Genomic DNA, 25,107 nt, shown 5'->3' on the forward strand with positions numbered 1-25,107 from the left:
CGCCAGTCTTTCAATCAATGGGTAAGGATCATGAAACGATCGATCGGAGTGACGGCGCTCCTGTTCGCGCTCGGCCTCGCATGTGGCGTGGCGGGATGCGCGAGCGGCACGCAAAGTACGCCGGGATCATCGGGTGCGCCGAGCGCGCCGGCAGGCGGAGGCAGCTACTGATGGCGCGGGTCTGGATCGCCTTGCGCGTGCAAGCGGGCGCACGGCCTTGAGCTTCGAAAGCGATCTGCTCGCCCATCTGCCGCAGCTGCGCCGTTACGCGCGCGCGCTGACGGGAGATCGCGCCTGGGCCGACGATCTCGTGCAGGACGCGACCGAGCGCGCGCTCAACCGCGCTAAATCGTTTCATGCCGGCACGAACCTGCGCGCGTGGCTGTTCACGATCATGCGCAACTTGTATATCGACCAGTTGCGCGGGCGCCGCGATATCGCCGTCGACGATGAAACCGCGCCCTGGCGGCAGATGGCCGCGCCGCGCGGCGAAGTCGACGGTCTCGTGCTGCGCGACGTGCAGCGCGCGCTCTACTGTCTGCCGGTCGAGCAGCGTGAGGTGATGCTGCTCGTGTGTGTCGAGGAAATGAGCTATCAGGAGGCATCCGTGGTGTTGAACGTGCCGACCGGAACCGTGATGTCGCGCCTCTCGCGGGCGCGGGAGCACATGCGTGTTCTGCTCGGCGAAGAACCGGGCCGCAAGGCGTCGTCGTCGCTGAAAGTGGTGAGCCGCTCATGACCAATCAAGACCGTCCATCCGAAGGCGGCGACCGTATGGGGCCGCCGAAGCCCGATCGGGACTTGCAGGCGCTGTCCGCCTTCATCGACGATGAACTGCATGGCGACGAGCGCGACGCCCTGGTTGCGCGCATCGCGGACGATCCCGCGAGCCAGGCGACCGTCAATGCTTATCGCGCGCAGGATAACGCGCTGCGCGCGCTGTTCGCCGATCAGACCGAACCACAGGTGGTTCGCCTCCGGCCGAGTGCGCGCGAGCGTTATCTGATCGCGGCGTGCTTTCTGGTCGTCGGCGTTGCGTGCGGATTTCTGATGCACATGCTCCTGCCCGCGCTGGGCGAAAAGCCGCGCTTCGCGGAGCGCGCGGATATCGCCTATGCGGTGTACGCCCCCGAGCAGCGGCATGCGGTGGAAGTGGCTGCATCGCAGCAGGATCATCTGGTCACGTGGCTGTCGAAGCGGCTGAATCGCGCGGTGACGATTCCTTCGCTGACCGAGTACGGGTTTCAGCTCGTTGGCGGACGCCTGTTGCCGGACGAGGAAGGGCCTGCCGCACAGTTCATGTATCAGAACGCGGCCGGCGAGCGCCTCACGCTCTACATGACGACGGCCACGATCAGGGGTAACGACAACAGGATCAGAACGCTCAAGGACGGCCAGCGCACGACGTTTTACTGGGCGTGGGACCGTGTCGGTTATGCGCTGTCGGGACAGATCGGCGAGGCGAAGCTGCAGGCGATCGCCTACGACACGTGCAAGGAGCTCGGCGGCGACCCGAAGAACTGGTGAGCCGCAGCGCGTGTCAACGCGCTGCGGCTCTTTCATGCGCTGCCGGGCTTAGTAATAACGATGCGGTGCCGGCGCGGCGTGGTGATGACGCTCCCACTCGCTGCGCTGCCAGTAACGATGGCCGTCCCAGTAACGATCGCCGTGCCAGCCGACCTTCACGTGATGCGGCGCGGGATGATTCACTTCCGCCGAAGCCACGTTCGCGAGGCCCATGCCCAGCGCCGCGGCGAGGGAGGCGATCAGCAGGCTCTTCTTCGTCTTGTTCATCTTGTTCATGATGTTTGCTCCTTTCTCGTGTGCTCAGTCACGTGATGCGCGCAGGATGAACTGCGATTCATCGGGTAAGAGTTTGATGTTTTGATTCAGTGCGGTTTCAATCGCGGTAATAGCCGTGATGATGGTGCCACTCGCCACCGTCCGGCACGACGATGCAACCCGACAGCGCGCTGCTCAACAACACGCCCAACGCTGCAAGGATCGCTAGTTTCTTCATGGGTTTCTCCCTGTGAATCCATGGAGATCAATTTAGCGGTTGACAAAATGACAAGCCGTGTTCGTTTGTAAGCAAACGTGTAACCTGAAATATTTGCGACGGGCGTCCATAAAGGTACGACGCGGCGCAACGCATCCGTTGCACCCCGGCGCGCGACGCGTTATCCTGAACTCCGATTCGAATTGTCGGAGTGGACATGTCTCACATCAGCACGGGCGTGGAGTACGCGCTGCACTGCATGCTTTATCTCGCGGAAGCGCCGCATGGCGTACGCGAGGCGAGCGTGCGCGATCTCGCCGAACTTCAGGGTGTGCCGGCGGAATACGTCGCAAAGCTCTTCACGAAGCTTCACAAGGCGGGGCTCGTGGTCGCGACGGAAGGCGCGCGTGGGGGCTTTGCGCTCGCGCGGCCGTCGCGTGAGATCAGCGTGCTGGATGTCGTCGACGCGATCGACGGCGACAAGCCGCTCTTCGACTGCAGGGAGATTCGCGCGCGCTGCGCGGTATTCGGCGAGGACGCGCCGCCCTGGGCGACGAGCGGCGTATGCGCGGTTCACGCGGTGATGAAGAACGCCGAGAAGCGCATGCGCGAGGCCCTGGCGGCCGATCGAATCTCGGATCTCGCGGGCCGCATGCACGCGAAGGCGCCGCGCACGTTCGCGCCGCAGGTCGTCAAGTGGCTCGACGAACGTACGAATCAGCGGCGCGCGGCGAAGAGCTAGTTCAGCGGACGATCTTCGGCTTCATGTTCGGCGTGAGCGACACGCCGACCACGTGACCATCGCGCACGCCGCAGCGGCTATCGACGCGCGTCCATTGTTCCTTGCCGCGCGCCTTCGCGAATGCGCGCATCACGATGACCTTGTCGACCGGAATCGGGTTGCCGACACTGAAGATCGCAGTATCGTCGTCGATCTTCGCGGACAGCACGCGCCGGTCCGGCACAATCAGCGTGTCGTACTTCGGCGCGTTCTCGACCCAGCGGTCGAAAGCGGCGACGCATTGCGCGACGGTGTCCGGAACATGCAGCCGCGTCAGATACGAATAATCCTCGGGCAGATCCGGCGTTTCCTGCGCCTGTACGAGCTGACACATCGACGCTGACAGCGCGAGCGAGAACAAGGCGGGGACAAGAATGTTCTTCATGCGATGAGCGATGAAAGGGCGTTCGGGAGGTTCGGGCAAGGTGCGGATCGCCGGGACACGGATCGCGTGATGGGCGCTGTGAGGGCTGCGCGCGCCTGCGCTGGAATGGCGCGGAGTATACCGTGTGACGTTTTATGACGTCGAGTGAATCGCGCATTTTGAATGCCGATCGAAAGCATCGGCACGGGCGTTGTATCCTTCGAAGCGGACAAACACGGCGGCGAGGTGCGCGATGAAAGCGGTGCGATGGTCGCAACAGGACGGCACGGGGCTCGAGCATCTGGTTCTGAACGAGACGCCCGATGGCATCGTGATCGAAAGCGCGGTCGTGGGCGAAGATGAAGCGCATGCCTTCGGCCTCGTCTATCGAATCGAGTGCGATGCGCGCTGGCAAGTCACGCGTCTCGCGATGAAACTCGCGGGGGGCGCAGCGCTCGATCTGCACCGCAAGGACGGCGACAACGGCGACGCGCACGCATGGAGCGACGCGAACGGCCAACCACACGAACTGCTGCGCGGCTGCATCGACGTGGACATCACCGCGACGCCCTTCACGAACACGCTGCCAATCCGCCGTCTGCAACTCGAACGCGGCGAGCGGCGCGTGATCCGCGTCGTCTACGTGCGCGTGCCGGAGTTGAGCGTGAGCGCGGTGGAGCAGGCGTACACGTGCATCGAGCCGGATCATCGCTATCGCTACGAGGGGCTCGATACGGGCTTCACGGCGGATATCACCGTCGACGAAAGCGGCCTCGTGCTCGACTATCCGGGCCTCTACAAGCGAGTCGCATGAGCAACGGCGATAATACGCGGACTCTCGCTTCAACGAACCCCACGATGACCGATACTCCATCACCCCGTCTCACGAGCCTGTCCCACGGCGGCGGCTGCGGCTGCAAGATCGCGCCCGGATTGCTCGCCGATCTGCTCAAACGCACGACGCCGATGCAGGCGTTCCCGAACTTGTTGGTCGGCAACGACACCGACGACGACGCCGCCGTGTACAAGCTCAACGACGAGCAGGCGATCGTCGCGACGACCGACTTCTTCATGCCGATCGTCGACGATCCGTTCGACTTCGGCCGCATCGCCGCGACCAATGCGCTATCCGACGTCTACGCGATGGGCGGCAAGCCGATCCTCGCGCTCGCGCTCGTCGGCATGCCGATCAACGTGCTGCCGCACGACGTCATCGCGCAAGTGCTGAAGGGCGGCGAAGCGGTATGCGCGGAAGCCGGCATTCCGGTCGCGGGCGGGCATTCCATAGATTCGGTCGAGCCGATTTACGGGCTCGCGGCGCTCGGCATCGTGCATCCGTCGCGCGTGAAGCGCAACGCGGCCGCGCGCGCGGGCGACGTGCTCGTGCTCGGCAAGCCGCTCGGCGTCGGCGTGCTGTCGGCGGCGCTGAAGAAAGACAAGCTCGATGCGGCCGGCTACAAGGCGATGATCGACGCGACGACCAAGCTGAACCGGCCGGGCGCGGAACTCGCGCAACTCGACGGCGTGCACGCGCTCACCGATGTAACCGGCTTCGGTCTGCTCGGCCACACGCTCGAACTCGCCCGTGGCGCGAAGCTCACCGCGCGCATCCGCTATGCGGATTTGCCGTGGCTGCCGCAGGTGCGGGATTTCGTGCGTGCGGGCATCTACACGGGCGCGTCGGGACGTAATTGGAGCGCTTACGGTCATGACATTTCGTTGAACGTCGAGGGCAAGGAGGGCGATGAGGCCCGCGCCTTGCTGACCGATCCGCAGACTTCGGGCGGCCTGCTCGTGTCGTGCGCGCCAGAAGCCGTGGACGAGGTGCTCGCGATTTTCCGCGCGGACGGCTTCAACGATGCAATCGTGATCGGCGAGATGGTCGACGGAGCAAGCCGCGTCGACGTGACCTGACCGGCCATCCAAAACCAAAAAAAGGCATGAAGGAAGAATCCCCGAAAGCCATTTTCTACGCGCTCGCCGCGAACTTCGGCATCGCCGTCTGCAAGTTCGGGGCGGCGGCCTACACCGGTTCCGGCGCGATGTTCGCCGAAGCCATCCATTCGACTGCGGATTGCGGCAACCAGTTGCTGCTGCTTTTCGGCCTGAAGCGCGCGCAGGCGCCCGCGAACGCGCTGCATCCGCTCGGTTCCGGGCGCGAAATATACTTCTACGCGCTCATCGTCGCTTTGCTGTTGTTCTTCGTGGGCGGCGCGTTTTCGGTGTACGAAGGCGCGCATCGGCTGCTGCATCACGAGCCGTTGAGCAATCCGGTCGTCGCGCTCGTGATTCTCGGCGTCTCCGTCGTGCTCGAAGCGTTTTCGCTCGCGGGCGCGATCCGCGAAATCCGCAAGGGCGCGCCGAACAAAACCTTCTGGCGATGGTTTCGCGAGACGCGCGAATCGGAGCTGCTCGTGGTCGCGGGCGAGGACGTCGCGGCGCTGCTGGGTCTCGCGATCGCGTTCGCCGCCGTGCTCATGACCATGCTCACCGGCAATCCCGCCTACGACGCGGCAGGCTCGGTCGGCGTCGGCGTGCTGCTGATGATCATCGCGTTTCTTGTCGCGCGCGAAGTGAAGTCGATGATCGTCGGAGAATCGGCGAGCCCCGAAGTGCGCAAAGCGATTGATGCGCACCTGCGCGGGCGTCCCGAGATCAAGCGCATCATCAGCCTCATCACGCTGCAATGGGGCAAGCACGTGGTCGTCGCGGTGCAGGCCGAAATGATCGACTATGCGAGCGGCCGCGCGATGATCGACGCGATCAACGTGATCGAGGACGATCTGCAGCGTGCGTTTCCGCAAGTGCGCTGGGTTTTCTTCGAACCCGATATCGCGCGCGACCGCGGCGAGCCCGCAATCTCGTGAGGGCAGGAGCGCGGCGTGCTGACGCCGATGGGGTCGTCGGGACCGCTTCTGCCGGATCGACGGCATCGCGTTAACATACGTCATGCGCGTCGTCCGCATCGAGTCCCTGAAATTTCGAGATCTTCATCCGACCCATGCGCAAATTGCTCCTTGCCGTATTGTTGATCGTCGTATCGAGTAGTCTTTCGATCGTTTCGCAGTCCTCCTTCGCCGCAGCCGATCCCGCGCAACACGCGTCGCAGCCGGGCGTCGCGCTGACGCCGCAACAGGCGCGCGATGCGCTCTCGGTGCTCAACGATCCCGCGCGCCGCTCGCAGGTCGCGGACACGCTGCGCGCCATCGCGGCAGCGGGGGCGCTGGCGTCGCCGGCGAGCGCGCCGCAGGGTCCATCCACGGCTGCGGCGGCGCCCGCATCGGGCGCGTCAGGCGTGCTCGCGCATTCGCTGACGGCCAACGGTCTCGCGTCGCAGTTATCGCGTCAGGCGGGCCATTGGCTCGTGCAGATCGGCGCGGGCATCCGTCATTCCGTCGCCGCGCTGCTCGATTTCGGCTCGGTGGCCGCATGGTGGCGCGACCGTACATCGAGCGATGAATCACGCGCGCTCATCGGGCATGTCGCGTGGACCGTGCTCGCGTCGCTGCTGCCCGCGCTGCTGCTCGAATTCGTGTGCTCGCGTTTGTTGAAGAAACCGCGCGCCCGGATCGCGGCGCGCGGCATCGCCGATGCCGAAGTGCAGCAGCCCGAACTGGTGCATGAGGAACGCGCCGCCGAACGCGCGGAAGACGCCGCGGCGAAAAGCGGCGACGAAACCGCAATGCATCTCGCCGGGCACAAAGCCGACACCGCGCGCGGCCAGCGTCATGCGGCGCGTCACTGGACCCTGTTGCAACGCCTTCCCAGCGCGCTGCTCTACGGCTTTCTCGCGCTGATCCCGCTCGTCGTGTTCATCGGCGCGGTGACCGTGCTGATGTCGATATTCATCGACGACAACACGCCCGAAGCGCGCGTCGCGGGCTCGCTCATCGATGTCTATCTGGTCTGCCGCGCCGTCGTGATCGTGAGCGGCTTCTTCGTCGCGCCGCGTGCGCCAGGGCTGCGTCTCATCCAGATGCGCGATGTCCATGCGGCCTACACGCATCGCTGGGTACGGCGCATCGTGTGCATCGCGGGCGCGGGCATCGCGCTCGCCAACGGTGCGGAGCCGCTCGGCTTGTCCGGCGACGCGCGCATCGCGATCCTGAAGATCGTGCTGCTGGCGGTGCATCTGATGATCGCGTTCGTCATCTTCGAGAGCCGCGTGTCGGTGGCCGAGCGCATCCGGGCGAGCGCGCGGACGAATCGCTCGGTGCGGCTCTTCGGCAACTGGGTCGCGGATATCTGGGCGGGCGTCGCGATCTTCTTCGTGATCGCGCTGTGGTTCGTGTGGGCGCTCGACGTGCAGAACGGCTACCGGACGCTCTTCCATCTGGGGGGCGTGTCGCTGCTCGTGCTCGTCGGCGCGCGCGTGGTGGCGATCGTCGCGTTCGGCGCGCTCGGGCGCGTCTTCCATCAGGACGACGAGGACGACGCCTCGGACCAGTCGATCGCGCGCCGCCGCGCCTATCGCTACTACCCGGCGCTGCGGCGGATCGTGCAGGCGATCATTTCCATCGCGATGATCGTCGCGCTGCTCGAAGTGTGGGGCGTCAACATCATTCATTTCTTCACGTCGGGCGGCGTAGGCAACCGGCTCGCGTCGGCGTTCATCACGATTCTGATCGCGGCCGTGTTCGCGGTGCTCGTGTGGGAGGCGGCGAACATCGTCGTCGAGCGGCGGCTGGAGCAATGGACCGCGACCGGAGAACGCCTGCGCGCCGCGCGCCTGCGCACGCTGTTGCCGATGATGCGCACCGGCCTTTTCATCGTGATCGCGATGGTCGTCGTGTTGACGGGACTCTCGCAGCTCGGCGTGAACACGGCGCCCTTGCTCGCGAGCGCGAGCATCTTCGGCGTGGCGCTCGGCTTCGGCTCGCAAAAGCTCGTGCAGGATCTCATCACCGGCATCTTCCTGTTGATGGAAAACGCAATGCAGGTCGGCGACTGGGTGACGCTCGCGGGCGTGTCGGGCACGGTCGAATATCTGTCGATTCGCACGGTGCGACTGCGCGGCGGCGACGGTTCGCTCTATACGGTGCCGTTCAGCTCGGTGTCGACGGTGAACAACACGAATCGCGGCATCGGCAACGCGGCGGTGCGTGTGTCGATCGCGCTCGGCCAGGACGTGGATCTCGCGATCTCCACGCTGAAGGGAATCGGCGCGGCATTGCGCGAGGACGAAGCGTTCCGCGACGGCATTCTGTCCGACTTCAGCTTCTGGGGCGTCGATGCCGTCGACGGCTCGACCGTCACGCTCGCCGGTCAGATCCAGTGCCGCGACAGCGCGCGCTGGCCGGTGCAGCGCGAGTTCAACCGGCGCATTCTCAACGAGTTCACGGCGCGCGGCATCGAGATCGCGAATCCGCAGCGCAACTTCGTGATCGTGAACGGCGGCAATCCCGAAGGCGCGCCGGATGCGGACGAAGCGGGCGCGGATCAGCAAGGCGAGCCGTCGAAGGCCGCGCAGCATCCGACGAACGAGGCGGCGGGCTCGCAGAGCGTCGCGTCGAATGCGCCGCCGCCACGGTCGTCGCAGAGCGGAAGCTAATCCTATAATCGTTTGGCCCTGATCGCGCCCTCTGCCGGGCGCGTTTTTTTTCTGAAGGCCGAACGTTACGAGGAGCACGCCCCGCCATGAGAACCGACGCATCGCTATCGCAAAGAATGACGAAGGCCTTCGCCGCGATGACACTCGCGGCCAGTCTCGCGGGATGCGCTTCCACGCCGCGTTCGCCAGAGAGCGCAAGCGGCGCGCGCGAAGTCAAGGTGATGATCGTCACGATGTTCGCGCCCGAAGGCAAAGCCTGGCTCGACAGACTCGGCCCGTGGGACGCGATCGACGTGGCTGGATTGTCGCCGGATTATCCGCAAGTCCATTGCAATCGCGACGACGTGTGCCTCGTCACCACGGGCATGGGTCACACGAACGCGGCGGCGTCGATGATGGCGCTCGCGTTCTCGGACCGCTTCGACTTGCGCACCACGTACTTTCTGATCGCCGGCATCGCGGGCATCGATCCGGCGCAGGGCACGGTCGGCTCTGCGGCGTGGGCGAAGTATCTCGTCGACTTCGGTCCGCAATGGGAGCTCGACGCGCGTGAGAAGCCCGCCAGGTGGCCCAGCGGTTTCACCGGCATCAACACGAAAAAACCGGACGAGAAGCCGCCGCTCGACTATCGCACCGAAGTCTTCGCTCTCGATGCGACGCTCGCCGACACCGCGTACGCACTCTCGCATGACGTCACGCTCTCCGACAGCGACGCGGCCAAAGCCGCGCGCGCCAGATTCCGGTATGCGCCGGCGAACCAGCCGCCAGCCGTAATCCAGTGCGACACGCTCGCGGGCGATACGTGGTGGTCAGGAAAGTTCATCGGCGAGCGGGCGCGCGTCTGGACGCGTCTTCTGACCGATGGCCGGGGCGTGTATTGCACGACGCAGCAGGAAGACAACGCCACCTACGAGGCGCTCAGACGGGCGGCGAGCGTGCGGCGGGTGGATGTGTCGCGCGTGGCGGTCCTGCGCGCCGGATCGGATTTCGATCGTCCGTACGAAGGGCAGAGCGCCGTCGACAATCTGCTCGATTACGCCGCGCAAGGCGGCTTTGCGCCGGCCCTCGAAAATCTGTACCGCGCTGGTAATCCATTCGTACAGGAAGTTGTTACACATTGGGGCACGTGGAGAAGCGGTGTCCCGAAAAGGTAACGGCCGGCGTTACAAACTCCGGTAACTCAGCCCGTAACATCAGCGTAATAAGCGATAGGTAAATATTGCCTGATTCGCATTGCATCGGTAAAGGACGTTCGCGCGGCCATTTTTAGCGTTATTTCTTCTGATGAATAACGTTAAAGATAGCTGGCTCGACGGTCAACCGACTCCCGCAATCCCCCGTTATTGCTGGCGGACAGCGATTATTCCGATAAAAACCAGGCTGTTCTTTTTAAGTCCGGCAAACGTTAGACGAAACAGAAAAGTCCGGCAAAACAGGTCGAAATCTGCAGACCGAAAAAATTACCGATCGCAAGTGTTGTTTGCAACAAAATATTATTGAGATGTGCTTGCTTTAGTTTCAGACAGTTCTTAGAATCCGTCTCACAGTGCTTGTTACAAGATGTAACTCACTGAAACAAAGATTACGCGGTACGTAGCCGGGCAGAACTAGTCCGGTGAGGCACAAAAAAGACATCGGCAAAAAGCCGGCAGAAATTCGGGGATTTACTGGAAGTTGCAACCATGAACGGTCGCGAAACGCTGGAATCGATCCGGGAAATCAACTTGTCGTACATCATGCTCGCGCAGCGTCTGCTGCGCGAGGACCGCGCCATCGGCATGTTCCGGCTCGGTCTGTCGGCGGAGCTCGCCGATCTGCTGTCGGGCCTCACGCTCGCGCAGGTCGTCAAGCTCGCGTCGTCGGATAACCTGCTTTGCGCATTCCGCTTCAACGATCACACGATGCTGTCTGCCCTGACGCAACCCGCGAAGAACGCGGACATCGCGCAGACGCATGCGGCCATCCTGCTGGCTGGCCAGCCGGCTGAACAGTTCGCTTAAGGTGACTCAGGTGACGGAGCGAGCCATGCTGAAGAAGAGCCTCACTGAAGACGCCCAGGAAGTGTTCCGCGCCATCGCGCTGATCGAGCTCGGCGCGCGCATGCAAGTGCTTGAGAGCGAACTCACGCTCTCGCGCGATCGCATGATCCGTCTCTATCGCGAAGTGAAGGGCGTATCGCCGCCGAAGGGCATGCTGCCGTTTTCGGCCGACTGGTACATGACGTGGCTCGCCAACATCCACGCATCGCTTTTCTACAACACCTATACGTTCCTCAAGAACGAAGCTGGTTGCTCGCATCTCGATGCGTTGACCAAAGGGTATCGGCTGTATCTCGAGCACTGCAACCATAGCGGCGCCGAGGCGGTACTCGATCTCACGCGGGCCTGGACTCTTGTGCGCTTCTTCGACGCGGGCATGCTGCAGATGACGCCGTGCTGCCGCTGTACGGGCAAGTTTGTCGCACACAAACATGATTTGCAGAACAACGTGGTGTGCGGGGCCTGCCAGCCGCCGTCACGCGCGGGGAAGACCAAGAAAGCGGCGGCCGCGAAACAGGCCAGCAAAGAAGCCGCTCTGGAGGTGGTGATGTCGAAGAACGAAGTGCCGGAGCATGCGGAGCACACGGTACTCGCACACGTAGCGGCGTTACAGCCGCAACGCGCAGGCCTGGTCGCACAGGCCGCTTAGGCGGTAGCGGCGGCCGCCGCCCTCCGGGGACCGTCCGCGAGGATGGTGGACGATCGGCCCGCCGCTACCGCGTTTTACTTTTTCCAGGATTTCCGAAGCCCGGCGCCGGTTCGCGCGCCGGGCTTTCTCATTTCTCACGCCCAGTAAAATGCTTCGATGGCACGCGCTTTTCGGGGTATCGGTTTGGCTTCGGCACAACAGGGTTTTCTGCTGACTCGTCACTGGCGCGATACCGCGGCGGGGACGGAAGTCGATTTCTGGCTCGCCACCGGCGACGGCCCGAAGAAGATCCGCATCGCGCTGCAAACGAGCGTCGCGTTCATCCGCGCCGAGGACCGCGCGAAGGCGGAACCGGTCGTCGCCGGCGTGCGCGACGCGTATTTGCGCGAGCTGCCGCTGAAGGATCTCGGCCAGAAGCCGGTGCTCGGGCTGTATTGCCCGCAATATCGCCAGTTGCTTGCGCTCGAAAAGCATCTGCGAAGCGCGGGCGTCAATGTCTTCGAAGCCGATATCCGTCCGCACGAGCGCTATCTGATGGAGCGCTTCATCACCGCGCCGGTGTCGTTCGAGGGCGTCGAGCGCGACGGCATCCTCTCCAGCGAACTGAGGCCCGCGCCGGATTACCGGCCGTCGCTCAACGTGGTGTCCCTCGATATCGAAACGAGCGTGAGGGGCGATCTGTATTCGATCGCGCTCGAAGGCTGCGGAGCGCGTCAGGTGTTCATGCTCGGGCCGCCGAATGGCGTTGCCGCCCCGACCGATTTCGCGCTCGATTATTGCGATTCCCGCGCCGACATGCTGCGCCGTTTCAATGCGTGGATCGCCCATCACGATCCCGACGCGATCATCGGCTGGAATGTCGTGCAATTCGATCTGCACATCCTTCAGCGACATGCCGACGACTACGGCGTGCCGCTCGCGCTCGGCCGCGACGGCAGTGCCGTCGAATGGCGCGAGCACGGCATGAAGCGCAATCACTGGTTCATCGCGATTGCGGGCCGGCTCGTGATCGACGGCATCGAGGCGCTGCGCTCGGCGACGTGGAATTTTCCGTCATTCAGCCTGGAGTACGTGGCGCAGTCGCTGCTGGGCGTGGGAAAGGCGATCGACAGTCCCTATGCGCGCATGGACGAAATCGAGCGGCGCTTCCGGGAGGACAAGCCCGCGCTCGCGCATTACAACCTGAGCGACTGCGAGCTCGTGACAAAAGTCTTCGAGAAAACGGAATTGCTGCCGTTCCTGCTCGAACGCGCGACCGTGACGGGCCTGCAGGCCGATCGCAGCGGCGGCTCGGTCGCGGCGTTCACGCATCTGTACATGCCGCGGATGCATCGGCTCGGCTACGTAGCGCCGAATCTCGGCGACGTGCCCGAGGAAGCCAGCCCTGGCGGATTCGTGATGGACTCGCGCCCCGGTCTCTACGATTCCGTGCTCGTGCTCGACTACAAGAGCCTGTATCCGTCGATCATCCGCACGTTTCTCATCGACCCGGCCGGGCTCGCGCAAGGGGTGGCCACGTCCGATGAAGCCGCCACCGTGCCCGGCTTCCGGGGCGCGCGCTTTTCACGCGACACGCATTGCCTGCCCGCGATCGTCGCGCAGGTCTGGGAGGCGCGCGAGGCGGCCAAACGCCAGCGCAACAAGCCGCTGTCGCAGGCGCTCAAGATCATCATGAACTCGTTTTACGGCGTGCTCGGATCGAGCGGTTGCCGCTTCTTCGATCCGCGTCTCGCGTCATCGATCACCATGCGCGGTCACGAGATCATGCATCGCACGCGCGAGCTGATCGAGGCGCGCGGTTACAGCGTCATTTACGGCGACACGGATTCGACCTTCGTCTGGCTGCGCCGCGCGCGCGGGGAAGCAGACGCGGCGCGCATCGGCCGCGCGCTCGTCGTGCATGTGAACGAATACTGGCGCGAGCATCTGCGTGAGACTTTCGGTCTCGACAGCGCGCTCGAACTGCAATTCGAAACGCACTTTAAACGCTTTCTGATGCCGACGATCCGCGGCACGGAAGAGGGCAGCAAGAAGCGTTACGCCGGACTGACCGCGCGCGAGGACGGCAGCGAGGAAATCATCTACAAGGGTCTGGAAACCGTGCGCACCGACTGGACGCCGCTCGCGCAGCGCTTCCAGCAGGAGCTGTATATGCGCGTCTTCAAGGGCGAGGCGTACGAAGATTACGTGCGCGATTATGTCGGACGCACGCGGCGCGGCGAGATGGACGAACTGCTCGTCTATCGCAAGCGGCTGCGGCGCACACTCGTCGACTACCAACGCAACGTGCCGCCGCATGTTCGCGCCGCGCGCATCGCCGACGAATACAACGCGCGCGCCGGCCGTCCGCTGCAATACCAGAACGGCGGCTGGATCAGCTATGTGATGACGACGGCCGGTCCCGAGCCCGTTGAGGCGCGGCATGCGCCGATCGACTACGAGCACTATGTGAGCAAGCAGCTTCAGCCAGTCGCGGACGGCATCCTGCCGTTCATGCGCGACGATTTCACCGTGCTGATGTCCGGCCAGAAAGCGCTTTTCTAGCGCGGTTTCAGGCTAGAAACGCACGCCGATGCCCGCCTCGATGATGTCCGCATCGCGGTCATAGCGCGTCACCATGCGATTCCACGTCACGCGAGCAAGCCAGCGGTTCGTGAATCGGTACGAGGCGGTGAAATCGACGTAATGCCATAGCCCGCGCCGGTACTCGATGCTCTACGCCAGATTCGATTCCGAGTCGGGGCTGTTGAGGATCGTCGTGCCGAGCATCACGGTGACTTCGTTGCTGGTGACCTTCGTCGTGCGCGACGGCGGCCGCGCGCGCGGGCCGGTGCCGTCAGGCGCGTCGAGCTGATAGCCGATGCCGAAGGGCAGCGCGGTCGTATCGGGACCGCCGAACGCCTGCACGCGGTTGAGCTTCATCTCCGCGATCCATCGGCTATCGAAGTAATACGCGGCGCGCAGCGTGAACATGCCGCCCCAGCCGTGCGTGTTCGAATAGTCGCTACCCACTTGCGCCTGCTTGGTATCGAACCCTTGCGTCGGAGCATACCGGCTTAAGAAGATTCTTCCAGTATGCGAATTATTTCGAAATTGGGTCGCCGCGCGGTGAAACGTTTGCGCGACTTTCCGGCTGCCGCTGCAACGGAACAATCGCCCCGCCTACGTTCGCAGCCACTCACAGGCGGGGTTACGCACTTTGCCGACCTTGCGTAGATTGAGCCCATGCCCGTCCCTTCATGCAAGCGAGGTCTGAGTTGGACTCCACTCCTATCGAATATCGAGGCTGCGAGCTCTCGGTCATCGTCCGGCATCTTGCCGGTCAATTTGTCGCGACGCTGCTGATCGAGCGGCCGGGCGGCGTGCGCCGCGCGATCGGGCCGTTTCGCGCATTCCCGACCGCGCTGGCCGCCGCCAGCTACGCGATCGAATGCGGCAAGGCGGAACTCGACGGCCGCCTGGCCGCGCGCCGGCCGCAGGTCGCGATGTCGGGCTGAAATTCTCGTCCGGCTCAGGGGACGCTTGCCACCGCAATGGCGACCGCTTCGAGAAGATGCCTGGGCAAAGCGACGCGTCGCAAACCAGAAACACAATCCGGTGTGCCGCTATGACATAGCGCTCTTCGCTCAATCGACGACGCTCATGTTCGGATATCGAACGATCTCCATGCTTGTCATCGCCGTGATGCTGCCGGCTTGCGCGACGCCGCTCTCGGAGAAATGCGCGACGGGCGAGCAGCGCGTCGTCAGCGATCTCGTCTATTTCGGCACCGGCCGCGCGAAGGGCGCCGTGACCCAGGTGGAATGGGACGACTTTCTGCGCGCGGAGGTCACGCCGCGTTTCGCGCAAGGCTTCAGCGTGTGGCAGGCGAGCGGGCAGTGGCGCGCGGCCGATGGCTCGATGGTGCGCGAGGCGTCCTACGTGCTGAACCTTGTCCATCCCGACGACGCAGCCAGCGATAGCGCCATCGGCGAAGTACGCGAGCGCTATCGCACGCGCTTCGAGCAGGAGTCGACGATGCGGGTCAGGCAGGCGGCGTGCGTGTCGTTCCAGGACGCGCGGTAGCACGTGCGACCCGGGTCGCCGGCAAGCGTCGTCCTAAAAATTTCCTAAAATCGGCGAATTCTTAGCGTCGAACGGCCGTTTGGCCCAATAATTACAAACACCCGCCACCGGCAGGACATGCTCTCGCGCACCATGCAAACGGTCGCCCGCAGCCCTCGTTTTTCGCTATCCGTCTTTCGATTGTTGAACCACCATGACTATCCTGGTTAGCTGTTTCGCTGATCGCAACGCGACATCGTCGCTCGACAACCATATCGAATATTGTCGGCGCACGAATGTGAAGCATCGTCTCGAAGCGATATCCAATTGCGTCGATTCGATTGAGTTGCGCACGCTCTACAAATACCAGTTGCTGAGCGACGTGTTGCGCGAGAGCGAAGAGGGCGAAGTCGTTATCTTCGCGACCGAAAACGCGCTCTTCATTCGCTTTCACGACTTCGAGCAGATCATGGCGGGCCGCGACGTCCTGTTGACCCAGGGCCACTTCGGCGTCAACACGGAGATGTTCGTGCTGCGAAACAACGAAGAGAATCGCCGCATCGCGCGCGGTCTCGCCGCACGGTGTCGCAAGTACTATGACTACGGCGCGTTCGTCACCGAGGAAGCGCTGCTCGAAGATCTGCCGACCGTGCCCGACTGGGACGAACTAAACGGCGTGGTGCCGATCGCGTCGATGTGGTCGGGTCAGCATCCGGATCTGCACGGCTTGGAGGTCGTTGCGGTCTCGCTCGTCTACACGCCGCGGCTTTACAGCAAATATGGCCCGCAGTGGCGCGCCGTGTTCGCCCGGCACGTGAACGCGTGCCACGCGTCCGGCGAACCGGGCGTGTGGAAGAGCGCGGCCCCGCTTCTCATTGATTCGAACGAGCCGCTTTCCGTGTATCAGCCAAGCCGCGCCATCGCGGTCGTGATGCTCTATACGCCGAATATCGCAAGCTACGCCCGCTTCGGAGAAGCGAGCTTGCGCGCCTATTGCGAGCGGCACGGCTACACGCTTTACGTGCATCGCGACGTGCCCCCGGACTTCGGACGCGACGCCTGCGGCAACTGGGCCAAGCCGTTCCTTCTCAGCAAGTATCTGCCGCATCACGAATGGGTGTTCTGGATCGACGCGGATATCATCGCGATGAACCAGACGGTGACGCTGGAGAAGTTCACCGAAGGACGCGACCGCGTGCTGACCGCGGACATCTGCGGGTGGCCGTTCAACTCGGGCGTGATGGGTTTTCGTCATGTCGAGGCGAATGCGCGCTTGCTCGACGCGGTGCTCGCGAAGGTGCGCGAGATCGAGGACGTCAAGCACACGTTTTCGAGTCATGGCGATCAATACATCTTCATGGAAGAGGCGATGGCGCACGGCCTGTGCCCCGAGGCGGATTCGCCCGAACTCGTGAGCTTCAGGGAATTGAACACGCCGTGGTATTACGCGGACCGGAACACGTTTCTGTGTCACTTCCACGGCCTGAGCACCGAGATGCGGGCCTTGTACATGTCGATGGAGCGCGTGCCCGACGGCGGCTTCGAAGCCATCGAACGACCCGCTCCGTCAACGCCCGCCTGATGCGCGGCGCGAGCGCTGCTTACGCTCCGTGCCCGGTCGCCTTCGAAATCAGCCACGCGAGGCGGCGAAAGACGAATTCGCTGCGGGTCTTCGCGAGTTCGTGCATCGCGATGGCTTCGGGGTCGCGGGACTTGAACAGGACTTTCATTGACGCCTCCTCGTTGGACATGAGTTCAGCGTAAGGCGTCCGTTCGGCGCGAAAAAGCAGAGCCAATGGAACACGAACTTCGGAAAAACCGAAGTTCAATCGGCCGCGCGCGCGAGCACTTGCTGCGTCAACGGATGATGCCGGCCGCGCCGCGACACGATCGCGTGCACTTCCTCCTTTACGTCGGGCGAGCGGCCGAGCCAGCGCAGGCCGCGCAGGAGCGGCGCATCGCCTGCGCCGAATTCCGCGAGCGGAAACACGCCGAGCCCGCGCGCGCCGAACACGGCCATCAGCGCGCTGTCCTCGAACTCGCCGACGATGCGCGGCGCGATGCGTTGCGCTTCGAGCCATCGATCGAGCCGTGCTCTCAGCGACGAATGACCGGTCGGCAAAAGTATGGGCAGCGAGGCGAGACTCTGCGGAAACTGGTCGATCGCGCTCTTGCGCACGAGAGAAGCGGGCCCGTACCAGTCGACTGGCGATGCGATGAGGCGCTCGCTCGTCAGACGCAGATTGTGGTTATGCGGCGCGGCGTGGCTTGCGAGCACGAGATCGAGACGATGCAGCGCCAGCTCGCCGAGCAGTTCGTCGGTCTCGCCTTCGTGACACAGCAAACGCAGCGACGGATTGCCGAGCACCGGCGCGAGCAGCGCATGCGCGGCGAGCTTGGAAATGCCGTCCGAGAGTCCGACCGCGAGACGCGCAAGCGTGCCGCTCGCCGCTTCGCGCACTTCGTCCTGAATGATCTGGCCGATCTGAAAGATTTCCTCGGCGCGCGCGAATGCGGCTTGTCCCGCTTCGGTCATCGTGACGCCGCGCCCGGCCGGTTTGAGCAACTGATGACCGAGCGCTTTCTCCAGATCGCGCACCTGCGCGCTGATGGTCTGCACCGCCATGTCGAGCCGCTCCGCTGCGCGCGCGAATCCGCCTTCCTTGACGACGACCCAGAAGTAATGCAGATGTCGATAGTTGAGCATGCGCGCCTTTCGGGTTTAGGTGGTTCGGATAAACCGAAGTGTCGTTTCGATTATCGCTGATTTTTACGACGACGCGATCGGACCATCATGGCGCGAAACGTCTGACCAATCCAACTTTCCCTACTCATGGAATATCTTCTCTCTCTTGCCGCCGATCCCGCCGTCTGGGCCGCGCTCGTCACGCTGATCGTGATGGAAGTCGTGCTCGGCATCGACAATCTCGTGTTCATTTCGATTCTCAGCAACAAGTTGCCCGTCGCGCAACGTGCGCGCACGCAGCGCATCGGCATCATGCTTGCGCTCGTGATGCGGCTGGCGCTGCTCGGCACGGTCGCGTGGATCGCGCAACTGACCGCGCCGGTGTTTTCCGTGTTTGATCACGCGTTCTCGTGGCGCGACCTCATCCTTCTCGCGGGCGGCCTGTTCCTCGTCTGGAAGGCGACCAGCGAAATGCATCATCACGTGCGCAAGGATCACGGCGACGCGCCCGGCGTCGCGTCGGGCGTGGCCAGCCTGACGGCGTGGTCCGCGATCGGCCAGATCCTGCTGCTCGACCTCGTGTTTTCCGTCGACAGCATCATCACCGCGGTCGGCATGACGGAGCATCTGCCGATCATGTACATCGCCGTGATCTTCGCCGTCGCGACGATGCTGTTCGCCGCGCAACCGCTGTCGCGCTTCATCGAGCGCAATCCGACGGTCGTGACGCTCGCGCTCTCGTTCCTGCTCGTGATCGCGATGACGCTGATCGCCGAAGGTTTCGAAACGCACGTGCCGAAGGGCTACATCTACGCGGCGATGGGCTTCGCCGGATTCGTCGAAGGGTTGAATCTGCTGGCGCGCAGCGCGAAGGGCAAGCGCGAGGGGAATGTGCAGACGGAGGCTCAACAGACTGCCGCGCCATCGGCTCGAACAAGCTGACGAATTTCCCGCGCCCAGAATTGAAACGAGCATTCGCGATTCGTCTCACTGTGCGCTGCCCGGCAATCCGCGCGATCAGATCGGGAATTAGCCTTGCTTATCTTCGGTCAAGTGACTAGGGTAAGGCCATAGCGAACGGGCATTCTTTCGGTTCCCGAAATATCTGCTGATAGATGCACGGCGCTGTCACTGCGATCAATCGTCGTCGGAATACGCAAAGATGAGCCCGAACTGGGAGATCGGCACGGCGAGCGAAGGGTTCGAGCCCATCGCGCCGCACGCGCTCGCGTCCGTCGCGCGCATCGATCCGTATATCGTGTGGGCCAACGCGACGCAGTATCGCGATCTCGGCGGCATGCCGCACGGCCGCATTCCGATCGCCATCGAGATGAAGCAGGGCGGCGACACCGCGCAGCAATTCGCGCGGGCGATCGAGCGCAATGGCTGGCAGAACTGGATCTGGATGTCGGCGCTCTATCGTGACCCGCCACCTGCCCTCGAAGCCACGCGCTTTTGCACCGCCCACGTCACGCGCGAGTTCTATGCGCGCCTGGGCACGGATCTCGCCGGTAAATTCGAGCGTTTTACGGAAGCACTGGCGATCACGTCGCACGCCGACGGACGGCTGGACCGCGTTCTGGCCGGCAACACGGCCACGCGCGCGGGCCCGGGCAACTCGATCGTCGGCGTATGCGATGAGGACGTCGCCTTCACGCACCGGCGCTTTTCCGAGGACGCAGCCGGAACGCGCACGCGTTTTCTGTGCTTCTGGAACCAGAACGATTCCGCCGATACAGCCGCGACGCTCGGCTACGGAAGCGAGCTGCTCAAACATCAGATGGACGCGCTGCTGAGCGGCGCGCGTCTGTCCGTAGAAGCGGCGCAGGCGGCGCAGGCCGCGGGCGGCGCGCGCGTCTATGCCTTCGCAGACCAGGAACCGCCGGCCACAGCGCAAGGCGCCGACGACGCCGATCATCGGAACGAACACGACGCGCCCTTGCCGATGATCGGCGTGCAGCTCAAAAAGCGCTGCCGCGCGATGCGCGACGCATTCGGTCCCTGTCTCGACGCCGAAGTGCTCGATGGCGTCCGCTATATCGTGCAGCGTGCGCAGGAAATCGGCGGCGCGGCGTGCCATGCGCTCGTCAGCGTGAGCGCGGGCAATGCGGCGTGGCAGCAGGACGGCAGCTCGCTCATCGAAAGCGCGCTCGACGAATTGACGGATACGGGCGCCTGCTCCGTCGTGCTGCCGTCCGGCAACATCGACATGGCGCGCTGCCGCGGTGCGCTGACGATCGCGCAGCGCGCCGTGGCGGAGCTGCGCTGGCCCGTGCGCGCGAATGCGTCGTCGCCGAGTCTCGCGGAAATCTGGTTCGCCAGCAACAACGGCACGCCCAGCATCGACGTGCAGATCGTGCCGCCCGGCGGCGTCGCGAGCGCGTGGCTCACGCTCGGCGATATCGGCACCTACACGCGCGGCGGTGAAGCGATCTGCACCGTGGTGCATCTGGGCCGTGGCGCGCGCGGCAACGGGCACATGATTCTGATCGCGCTCGCGCCGACGTCCGCGCGCAGCGGCTTGCGACGCGCGGCGGCGGGCGAGTGGCTCATTCGCCTGAGAAACAACGCGCGCTCGGGCGTGACCGCCCATGCGTGGATGCAGTGCGACGAATCATCGGACGAGACGCCGCTCGTCGCGCCATCGCGTTGAAAAAATCAACCGCGCGAGTGTATCGCCATGATTTCCTGCAGATCGAGGTCGTGCTCCAGCGAATGCAGCAGCTCGTCGTGAATCTCCCCGGCGCGGTGCATGCGCAATAGCTCCGCGCGCCCGGCGGCGATCGCGGCGAGCACGACATCGTAGTGCGCATGGCGCGCGTCCGTCGGGAAGGTTTCCATGCCCTCGAAGCGCTTGGTGAGCCCCGCACGATATGTGTATTGCTCGAGCAGGCGCGGGTGGATCACGTTGCCGTCGGCGTCGCGCACGAGCGGCTGGATCGCGGCCAGTTGCGCGTCCTCCATGCGCGCCCACGCCTGCGGCTCGCTGAGATGGCGCGCCGAGCGCTCGTGTCCGGCCGCGAGCGACAGCCATGCGATCAGCGGGCCGATGGTCGCGCCCTGCAGCAGCACCGTCACGAGAATCACCGCGAAGCCCGCGAACACGATGAGATCGCGGCCCGGCATCGCCTCGGGCAAGGACAGCGCGACCGCGAGCGTCACCACGCCGCGCATGCCGGCCCAGCTCACGACGGTCGCCGCGCGCCAGTCGGGGACGGCGGCGCTGGCTTCTTCGCCGTGCGCGCGCTTGCGGCCGGTGACGGTCCACGCGATCCACTTCACGCTTTCGGTGCCGAACACCCAGACGAAGCGCGACAGGATCACGACGGCGATCACCGCGGCCGTCGCCGGGCCGAGCAGCGAAAATGCGTCGCCGACGCCGCCCAGACGCACGACGATGCCGCGCAGCGATAGCCCGATCAGCACGAACACGAGCGCCTCCAGCACGAACACGACGACCTGCCAGAACGCCGTGCCGCGCATGCGCTGCGCCGCCGTGAACACTTCGTGCTGATGCCAGCCGACGACCATGCCGCACGTGACCGTCGCGATGACGCTCGACACGCCGAGCTCTTCGCCCGCGATATAGCTGACCCACGAGGTGAGCATCGACGTGGTGATGACGAGGTAGTCGTCCTCGAGCGCGCGCATGACTTTCACGGCGATGAAGCCCGCCACGATCCCGACGACGATGCCGCCGATCGCGAGCCCCGCGAAACTCGCGACGGCGCGCGGGGCGCTGAACACGCCGCTCAGCGCCGCCACCAGCGCGAAGCGGAAGAGCACGAGGCCGGCCGCATCGTTGAGCAGGCTTTCGCCTTCGAGCAGCACCATCAGACGACGCGGCAGCGCGACGCGCTCCAGCACCGCCTTGGCCGCCACTGCGTCGGGCGGCGAGACGACCGCGCCGAGCGCGAAGCATGCGGCCCACGGCAGCGCGGGCACGACGAGATGCACCGCGACGCCGACGACGAGCGTCGTGAAGGCCACCGCGCCGATCGCGAGCAACAGGATGCCGCTCAGATTGCGCTTGAAATCGTCCCAGACGAAGAAGTACGCGCCGTACATCAGAAGCGGCGGCAGGAACACGACGAGCACGAGCTCCGGATCGAGTTCGAAATGCGGCAAGCCCGGCACGAAAGCCATCGCGACGCCGCCGACGAGCAGCGCGGCCGCGGGCGGCAGACGCACGCGCCTGGCGAGCACTTCGAGCGCGATGATGGCGATGAGCGAGACGAGCACCAGATTGAATGCCGTGGCGGCGTGCATGAAGTGTCCTCGGGTTGGAATGGTTTCTTGTAAGGCAATGCGCGGCGGCCCACGCAGGCGCTGCCCCGCGCGCTGCTACCATCGGCGCGGGTCCGGCCCGCGAGCCGGGGGTCATCGTATCCGAAAGGGAGTGAAAATGAGACGAAAGTCGTCGGGCGTCGCGGTGGCGGCGGTGCTGGTGGGCGTCGCCGTGGCGGCCGTGGTCTATATCGCGAGCTTCGGCGCATCGCGCCACGCCGATGCGCCCGTGCCAACGACCTCAACCTTCGCCGCGCAGAACGGCGCCGCGAGTGCGGCCGCTTTCGGCGATGCGCCGAGAGAGCATGTCCAGACGACAGGTGAGCAGACCGCCGGCCAGTGACGCGTCCTGTCCCGAATCTGTCATTCTCGACAGGAATATGACTTGCTGCCCGCCTGACGTTGCCTTCAGGCTCGTCGGGAGCACATCGCGATGGGACATCATCCCGAGCAGATTCCACCCGCTGCATTGCCCGTCGACGGGCGCGGCATGATCGGCAACATGAAGACGGCGGCGCTCGTGTCGCTTTCCGGCACGATGGATTTCATGTGCTTTCCGCGCGTCGCGACGCTGTATCCTTGCTGCTCACGCATCCGTGAACGGAGGATCGGCGCATGAACGGCAAGACGGTCATGGCGTGCATCGACGCGGCGCACGCCTCGCTCGGGGAACATGCCGATGAAATCGCGTCGCTCGATCAGGCGATCGGCGACGCCGATCACATCATCAACCTGTTGCGCGGGATGGATGCGCTCGTTGCGATGCGCGCGGCGATCGAAGCCGAAGCGTTCGCGCCCGCACTCAAGCTCGCGGCGACGAAAGTGCTGTCGACGGTCGGCGGCTCGTCGGGGCCGCTCTTCTATTCGATGCTCACGGGCATGGCGAAAACGTCATCGGACGATGCAGACGTCAACGCGTTCGCGCGCGCATTCGCGGCGGGCGTGGGAGCCGTCGGCCAGCGCGGCAAGACGGGCACGGGCAGCGAGACGATGATGGACGTTCTGATTCCCGTCGCCGAACATTTCACCGCAATCGCCGATGCCGGCGCTTCGAAACAGGATGTGCTCGACGCACTCCCGCGCGTCGCCGAAAAGAACATGCTCGCCACGCGCGACATGCTCGCGACGAAAGGGCGCGCATCGTTTCTCGGTGAACGCTCGCGCGGTCATATCGATCCGGGCGCGCGGTCGAGCCAGCTCATGATCGCGGCGGTCTGCGCGCGTCTCGCGCAAGACTGAGCCTCAACATAACAGGGAGCAGGGGACATGAAGAAGTTCATCAATCACGTCGACGATTATCTGACCGAAAGCCTCGCGGGTTTCGCCGCCGCGCATGCCGATCTCGTCACGGTGAATGTCGAGCCGTTGTACATCGTGCGCAAGACGCTCAAGCCGGGCAAGGTGGCGATCATTTCGGGCGGCGGCTCGGGTCACGAGCCGATGCATGGCGGTTTCGTCGGCCACGGCATGCTCGATGCCGCGTGCCCCGGCCAGGTGTTCACGTCGCCGACGCCCGACCAGATGTTGGCCGCAGCCCAGGCCGCCGACACGGGCGCGGGCGTGCTGTTCATCGTGAAGAACTATTCGGGCGATCTGATGAACTTCGAGATGGCGTCCGAGCTTTGCGAGATGCCGAACGCATCGGTGCTCGTCAACGACGACGTCGCGGTCGAGAATTCCAGCTTCACGACGGGCAGGCGCGGCGTCGCGGGCACGGTCATCGTGGAGAAGCTCGTCGGCAGCTTCGCGGAGACTGGCGCCGATCTGCAGGCGTGCAGGGCGTTCGCTGAAAGGGTGACGGCGCGCATCGCGTCGATGGGCGTTGCGTTTTCGAGCTGCACGGTGCCCGCCGCAGGCAAGCCGACCTTCGCGCTCGGAGACGATGAAATCGAAATCGGCGTCGGCATTCACGGCGAGCCGGGGCGCAGGCGCGCGAAGTTCGAAACGGCCAACGCGATCGCCGATGAACTACTCACGGCGATGGTCGACGATCTGAAGCCGGCCGCCGATGCGCCTTTGCTCTTGCTCGTCAACGGGCTCGGCGGCACGCCGTTATCGGAGCTTTATCTGCTCTATCATGCGGCGCGTTGGTGGCTCGACGGCCGTGGCCTGAGCATCGCGCGCTCGCACGTGGGCGCGCTGACGACATCGCTGGAAATGGCGGGCGCGTCGCTCACGCTCTGCGCGCTCGACGAAGAGATGATGCGCCACTGGGACAGTCCCGTGCATACGGCGGGCTTGCGCTGGGGCATGTGATCAATCGGCGCGCTCGGGCAACAGCGCCGCCAGCAGCCGCCGCAGTTCGGCGCTTTCGCGCGCCGTCAGTCTCGCCGTGAGAATGCGTTCGACTTCCTCGACGCGCGGACGCAAGACCGCAAGCTGCTTCTTGCCGGCCGCGGTGAGAAAGAGCACGTAGCTGCGCTTGTCGACGGGATCGTCGGACCGCTCGATCAACCCGTTGCGAACCATGCGCGCAACGAGATCGGCGATGGTCGAACGGTCCACGTCGAGTTCATCGCCGAGTTGCCGCTGATTGACGCCGGGCGCTCGTTGCAGGATCTCGAGCGCCGCATACTGGACGCTCGTGATCTCGGCCGAGACTTCGCTGAGCCATACCGCCACATGGCGCTGCTGCGCGCGGCGCACGAGGCTGCCCGTGAATTTCGCGAGCGCTTCGGGTGCTTCGTTTCTAGTCGGCAATTTCGCA

General features: G+C 64.4%; 27 protein-coding genes and 1 pseudogene. 21 read left to right on the forward strand and 7 right to left on the reverse strand.

Features of this window, described 5'->3' with window-relative positions; all coding sequences use genetic code 11:
• Positions 1-30: 30 nt before the first annotated feature.
• Genes AWB75_RS37620 through AWB75_RS05530 form a run of 3 tightly spaced genes read left to right on the forward strand, consistent with a single transcriptional unit; the run spans position 31 to position 1,527 of the window.
• Positions 31-171, forward strand: a complete 141-nt coding sequence (locus AWB75_RS37620; RefSeq protein ID WP_159462767.1) for a hypothetical protein — start codon at positions 31-33, stop codon at positions 169-171.
• A 46-nt stretch (positions 172-217) separates the two neighbouring features.
• Entirely contained in the window at positions 218-739 is a 522-nt protein-coding gene (locus AWB75_RS05525; RefSeq protein ID WP_061123081.1) for an RNA polymerase sigma factor, read from the forward strand.
• Positions 736-1,527, forward strand: a complete 792-nt coding sequence (locus tag AWB75_RS05530) for an anti-sigma factor family protein (RefSeq protein ID WP_087086489.1) — start codon at positions 736-738, stop codon at positions 1,525-1,527. The genes AWB75_RS05525 and AWB75_RS05530 overlap by 4 nt, the downstream gene beginning before the upstream one ends.
• A gap of 48 nt (positions 1,528-1,575) precedes the next feature.
• On the opposite strand, the gene AWB75_RS05535 is transcribed toward AWB75_RS05530, so the two are convergent.
• Positions 1,576-1,794, reverse strand: coding sequence for a hypothetical protein (locus tag AWB75_RS05535; protein ID WP_061123307.1), 219 nt, complete (start codon positions 1,792-1,794; stop codon positions 1,576-1,578).
• A 422-nt stretch (positions 1,795-2,216) separates the two neighbouring features.
• On the opposite strand from AWB75_RS05535, the gene AWB75_RS05545 reads away from it, so the two are divergent.
• Positions 2,217-2,741: an RrF2 family transcriptional regulator gene (locus AWB75_RS05545; RefSeq protein ID WP_061123083.1), complete on the forward strand. Its 525-nt coding sequence runs from the start codon at positions 2,217-2,219 to the stop codon at positions 2,739-2,741.
• A gap of 1 nt (position 2,742) precedes the next feature.
• On the opposite strand, the gene AWB75_RS05550 is transcribed toward AWB75_RS05545, so the two are convergent.
• Positions 2,743-3,165: a BspC domain-containing protein gene (locus AWB75_RS05550; protein ID WP_061123084.1), complete on the reverse strand. Its 423-nt coding sequence runs from the start codon at positions 3,163-3,165 to the stop codon at positions 2,743-2,745.
• A 232-nt stretch (positions 3,166-3,397) separates the two neighbouring features.
• Here AWB75_RS05550 and AWB75_RS05555 point away from each other — a divergent pair, with 232 nt between their 5' ends.
• The 8 genes from AWB75_RS05555 to AWB75_RS05590 all read left to right on the forward strand — a co-directional run bounded on the left by AWB75_RS05555 (position 3,398) and on the right by AWB75_RS05590 (position 13,927).
• Positions 3,398-3,958, forward strand: coding sequence for a putative glycolipid-binding domain-containing protein (locus AWB75_RS05555; protein WP_061123085.1), 561 nt, complete (start codon positions 3,398-3,400; stop codon positions 3,956-3,958).
• Between the two features lie 44 nt (positions 3,959-4,002).
• Positions 4,003-5,058: a selenide, water dikinase SelD gene (gene selD / locus AWB75_RS05560; protein ID WP_061123086.1), complete on the forward strand. Its 1,056-nt coding sequence runs from the start codon at positions 4,003-4,005 to the stop codon at positions 5,056-5,058.
• Between the two features lie 26 nt (positions 5,059-5,084).
• Positions 5,085-6,011: a cation diffusion facilitator family transporter gene (locus AWB75_RS05565; RefSeq protein ID WP_061123087.1), complete on the forward strand. Its 927-nt coding sequence runs from the start codon at positions 5,085-5,087 to the stop codon at positions 6,009-6,011.
• 134 nt (positions 6,012-6,145) lie between these two features.
• Entirely contained in the window at positions 6,146-8,695 is a 2,550-nt protein-coding gene (locus tag AWB75_RS05570; protein ID WP_061123088.1) for a mechanosensitive ion channel domain-containing protein, read from the forward strand.
• A gap of 116 nt (positions 8,696-8,811) precedes the next feature.
• Positions 8,812-9,849 (forward strand): purine-nucleoside phosphorylase, encoded by a 1,038-nt coding sequence (locus AWB75_RS05575; protein ID WP_407642129.1) that lies wholly within the window; start codon positions 8,812-8,814, stop codon positions 9,847-9,849.
• A 528-nt stretch (positions 9,850-10,377) separates the two neighbouring features.
• Positions 10,378-10,695, forward strand: coding sequence for a flagellar transcriptional regulator FlhD (flhD, locus tag AWB75_RS05580; protein WP_061123090.1), 318 nt, complete (start codon positions 10,378-10,380; stop codon positions 10,693-10,695).
• Between the two features lie 25 nt (positions 10,696-10,720).
• Complete coding sequence (gene flhC, locus AWB75_RS05585) at positions 10,721-11,383, forward strand: flagellar transcriptional regulator FlhC (protein ID WP_061123091.1); 663 nt, start codon at positions 10,721-10,723, stop codon at positions 11,381-11,383.
• A gap of 156 nt (positions 11,384-11,539) precedes the next feature.
• Complete coding sequence (locus AWB75_RS05590; protein ID WP_061123092.1) at positions 11,540-13,927, forward strand: DNA polymerase II; 2,388 nt, start codon at positions 11,540-11,542, stop codon at positions 13,925-13,927.
• Positions 13,928-13,939: 12 nt separating this feature from the next.
• On the opposite strand, the pseudogene AWB75_RS05595 reads toward AWB75_RS05590, so the two are convergent.
• A pseudogene (locus AWB75_RS05595) lies at positions 13,940-14,428 on the reverse strand (hypothetical protein); the annotation flags it as partial.
• Between the two features lie 212 nt (positions 14,429-14,640).
• On the opposite strand from AWB75_RS05595, the gene AWB75_RS05600 reads away from it, so the two are divergent.
• The 3 genes from AWB75_RS05600 (at position 14,641) to AWB75_RS05610 (ending at position 17,009) form a co-directional block, all read left to right on the forward strand.
• Positions 14,641-14,880, forward strand: coding sequence for a hypothetical protein (locus AWB75_RS05600; RefSeq protein WP_061123094.1), 240 nt, complete (start codon positions 14,641-14,643; stop codon positions 14,878-14,880).
• Between the two features lie 169 nt (positions 14,881-15,049).
• On the forward strand, positions 15,050-15,448 hold the full coding sequence (locus AWB75_RS05605; RefSeq protein ID WP_235011998.1) for a DUF3574 domain-containing protein: 399 nt from the start codon (positions 15,050-15,052) through the stop codon (positions 15,446-15,448).
• 193 nt (positions 15,449-15,641) lie between these two features.
• The gene (locus AWB75_RS05610; RefSeq protein ID WP_061123096.1) at positions 15,642-17,009 is read left to right on the forward strand and encodes a glycosyltransferase family protein; all 1,368 of its coding nucleotides are present in this window, start codon (positions 15,642-15,644) and stop codon (positions 17,007-17,009) included.
• Between the two features lie 19 nt (positions 17,010-17,028).
• On the opposite strand, the gene AWB75_RS39135 is transcribed toward AWB75_RS05610, so the two are convergent.
• Both AWB75_RS39135 and AWB75_RS05615 read right to left on the reverse strand, forming a co-directional pair.
• Positions 17,029-17,157: a hypothetical protein gene (locus AWB75_RS39135; protein ID WP_268807814.1), complete on the reverse strand. Its 129-nt coding sequence runs from the start codon at positions 17,155-17,157 to the stop codon at positions 17,029-17,031.
• Between the two features lie 95 nt (positions 17,158-17,252).
• Positions 17,253-18,134 (reverse strand): LysR family transcriptional regulator, encoded by an 882-nt coding sequence (locus AWB75_RS05615; protein ID WP_061123097.1) that lies wholly within the window; start codon positions 18,132-18,134, stop codon positions 17,253-17,255.
• 126 nt (positions 18,135-18,260) lie between these two features.
• Here AWB75_RS05615 and AWB75_RS05620 point away from each other — a divergent pair, with 126 nt between their 5' ends.
• Together AWB75_RS05620 and AWB75_RS05625 are read left to right on the forward strand one after the other, a co-directional pair.
• The gene (locus AWB75_RS05620) at positions 18,261-19,055 is read left to right on the forward strand and encodes a TerC family protein (RefSeq protein WP_061123098.1); all 795 of its coding nucleotides are present in this window, start codon (positions 18,261-18,263) and stop codon (positions 19,053-19,055) included.
• 220 nt (positions 19,056-19,275) lie between these two features.
• Positions 19,276-20,766: a S8/S53 family peptidase gene (locus AWB75_RS05625; protein WP_061123099.1), complete on the forward strand. Its 1,491-nt coding sequence runs from the start codon at positions 19,276-19,278 to the stop codon at positions 20,764-20,766.
• A gap of 5 nt (positions 20,767-20,771) precedes the next feature.
• Here the strand turns inward: AWB75_RS05625 and AWB75_RS05630 are convergent, their stop codons facing one another.
• Positions 20,772-22,382, reverse strand: a complete 1,611-nt coding sequence (locus AWB75_RS05630) for a Na+/H+ antiporter (protein ID WP_061123100.1) — start codon at positions 22,380-22,382, stop codon at positions 20,772-20,774.
• Positions 22,383-22,518: 136 nt separating this feature from the next.
• On the opposite strand from AWB75_RS05630, the gene AWB75_RS05635 reads away from it, so the two are divergent.
• The 4 genes from AWB75_RS05635 to dhaK all read left to right on the forward strand — a co-directional run bounded on the left by AWB75_RS05635 (position 22,519) and on the right by dhaK (position 24,656).
• Positions 22,519-22,743: a hypothetical protein gene (locus AWB75_RS05635; RefSeq protein ID WP_061123101.1), complete on the forward strand. Its 225-nt coding sequence runs from the start codon at positions 22,519-22,521 to the stop codon at positions 22,741-22,743.
• 90 nt (positions 22,744-22,833) lie between these two features.
• On the forward strand, positions 22,834-23,019 hold the full coding sequence (locus tag AWB75_RS05640) for a hypothetical protein (protein ID WP_061123102.1): 186 nt from the start codon (positions 22,834-22,836) through the stop codon (positions 23,017-23,019).
• On the forward strand, positions 23,016-23,639 hold the full coding sequence (gene dhaL / locus AWB75_RS05645) for a dihydroxyacetone kinase subunit DhaL (protein ID WP_061123103.1): 624 nt from the start codon (positions 23,016-23,018) through the stop codon (positions 23,637-23,639). The genes AWB75_RS05640 and dhaL overlap by 4 nt, the downstream gene beginning before the upstream one ends.
• Positions 23,640-23,666: 27 nt before the next feature.
• Positions 23,667-24,656 carry a dihydroxyacetone kinase subunit DhaK gene (gene dhaK, locus AWB75_RS05650; RefSeq protein ID WP_061123104.1) on the forward strand — a complete coding sequence of 330 codons (990 nt, stop codon included), beginning with the start codon at positions 23,667-23,669 and terminating at the stop codon, positions 24,654-24,656.
• Here dhaK and AWB75_RS05655 read toward each other — a convergent pair whose 3' ends face one another.
• Complete coding sequence (locus tag AWB75_RS05655; protein ID WP_061123105.1) at positions 24,657-25,100, reverse strand: MarR family winged helix-turn-helix transcriptional regulator; 444 nt, start codon at positions 25,098-25,100, stop codon at positions 24,657-24,659.
• Positions 25,101-25,107 lie beyond the last annotated feature (7 nt).

The sequence above is a fragment of the Caballeronia catudaia genome, assembly GCF_001544755.2.
Lineage (GTDB): Bacteria > Pseudomonadota > Gammaproteobacteria > Burkholderiales > Burkholderiaceae > Caballeronia > Caballeronia catudaia.

Excerpts from the sequence above, each read along its gene's own strand:
- AWB75_RS37620 (WP_159462767.1), top strand. The coding sequence starts at position 31 with ATGAAACGATCGATCGGAGTGACGGCGCTCCTGTTCGCGCTCGGCCTC.
- AWB75_RS05530 (WP_087086489.1), top strand. The coding sequence starts at position 736 with ATGACCAATCAAGACCGTCCATCCGAAGGCGGCGACCGTATGGGGCCG.
- AWB75_RS05535 (WP_061123307.1), bottom strand. The coding sequence starts at position 1,794 with ATGAACAAGACGAAGAAGAGCCTGCTGATCGCCTCCCTCGCCGCGGCG.
- AWB75_RS05545 (WP_061123083.1), top strand. The coding sequence starts at position 2,217 with ATGTCTCACATCAGCACGGGCGTGGAGTACGCGCTGCACTGCATGCTT.
- AWB75_RS05550 (WP_061123084.1), bottom strand. The coding sequence starts at position 3,165 with ATGAAGAACATTCTTGTCCCCGCCTTGTTCTCGCTCGCGCTGTCAGCG.
- AWB75_RS05555 (WP_061123085.1), top strand. The coding sequence starts at position 3,398 with ATGAAAGCGGTGCGATGGTCGCAACAGGACGGCACGGGGCTCGAGCAT.
- selD (WP_061123086.1), top strand. The coding sequence starts at position 4,003 with ATGACCGATACTCCATCACCCCGTCTCACGAGCCTGTCCCACGGCGGC.
- AWB75_RS05565 (WP_061123087.1), top strand. The coding sequence starts at position 5,085 with ATGAAGGAAGAATCCCCGAAAGCCATTTTCTACGCGCTCGCCGCGAAC.
- AWB75_RS05570 (WP_061123088.1), top strand. The coding sequence starts at position 6,146 with ATGCGCAAATTGCTCCTTGCCGTATTGTTGATCGTCGTATCGAGTAGT.
- AWB75_RS05575 (WP_407642129.1), top strand. The coding sequence starts at position 8,812 with ATGACGAAGGCCTTCGCCGCGATGACACTCGCGGCCAGTCTCGCGGGA.
- flhD (WP_061123090.1), top strand. The coding sequence starts at position 10,378 with ATGAACGGTCGCGAAACGCTGGAATCGATCCGGGAAATCAACTTGTCG.
- flhC (WP_061123091.1), top strand. The coding sequence starts at position 10,721 with ATGCTGAAGAAGAGCCTCACTGAAGACGCCCAGGAAGTGTTCCGCGCC.
- AWB75_RS05590 (WP_061123092.1), top strand. The coding sequence starts at position 11,540 with ATGGCACGCGCTTTTCGGGGTATCGGTTTGGCTTCGGCACAACAGGGT.
- AWB75_RS05605 (WP_235011998.1), top strand. The coding sequence starts at position 15,050 with ATGCTTGTCATCGCCGTGATGCTGCCGGCTTGCGCGACGCCGCTCTCG.
- AWB75_RS05610 (WP_061123096.1), top strand. The coding sequence starts at position 15,642 with ATGACTATCCTGGTTAGCTGTTTCGCTGATCGCAACGCGACATCGTCG.
- AWB75_RS39135 (WP_268807814.1), bottom strand. The coding sequence starts at position 17,157 with ATGAAAGTCCTGTTCAAGTCCCGCGACCCCGAAGCCATCGCGATGCAC.
- AWB75_RS05615 (WP_061123097.1), bottom strand. The coding sequence starts at position 18,134 with ATGCTCAACTATCGACATCTGCATTACTTCTGGGTCGTCGTCAAGGAA.
- AWB75_RS05620 (WP_061123098.1), top strand. The coding sequence starts at position 18,261 with ATGGAATATCTTCTCTCTCTTGCCGCCGATCCCGCCGTCTGGGCCGCG.
- AWB75_RS05625 (WP_061123099.1), top strand. The coding sequence starts at position 19,276 with ATGAGCCCGAACTGGGAGATCGGCACGGCGAGCGAAGGGTTCGAGCCC.
- AWB75_RS05630 (WP_061123100.1), bottom strand. The coding sequence starts at position 22,382 with ATGCACGCCGCCACGGCATTCAATCTGGTGCTCGTCTCGCTCATCGCC.
- AWB75_RS05635 (WP_061123101.1), top strand. The coding sequence starts at position 22,519 with ATGAGACGAAAGTCGTCGGGCGTCGCGGTGGCGGCGGTGCTGGTGGGC.
- AWB75_RS05640 (WP_061123102.1), top strand. The coding sequence starts at position 22,834 with ATGGGACATCATCCCGAGCAGATTCCACCCGCTGCATTGCCCGTCGAC.
- dhaL (WP_061123103.1), top strand. The coding sequence starts at position 23,016 with ATGAACGGCAAGACGGTCATGGCGTGCATCGACGCGGCGCACGCCTCG.
- dhaK (WP_061123104.1), top strand. The coding sequence starts at position 23,667 with ATGAAGAAGTTCATCAATCACGTCGACGATTATCTGACCGAAAGCCTC.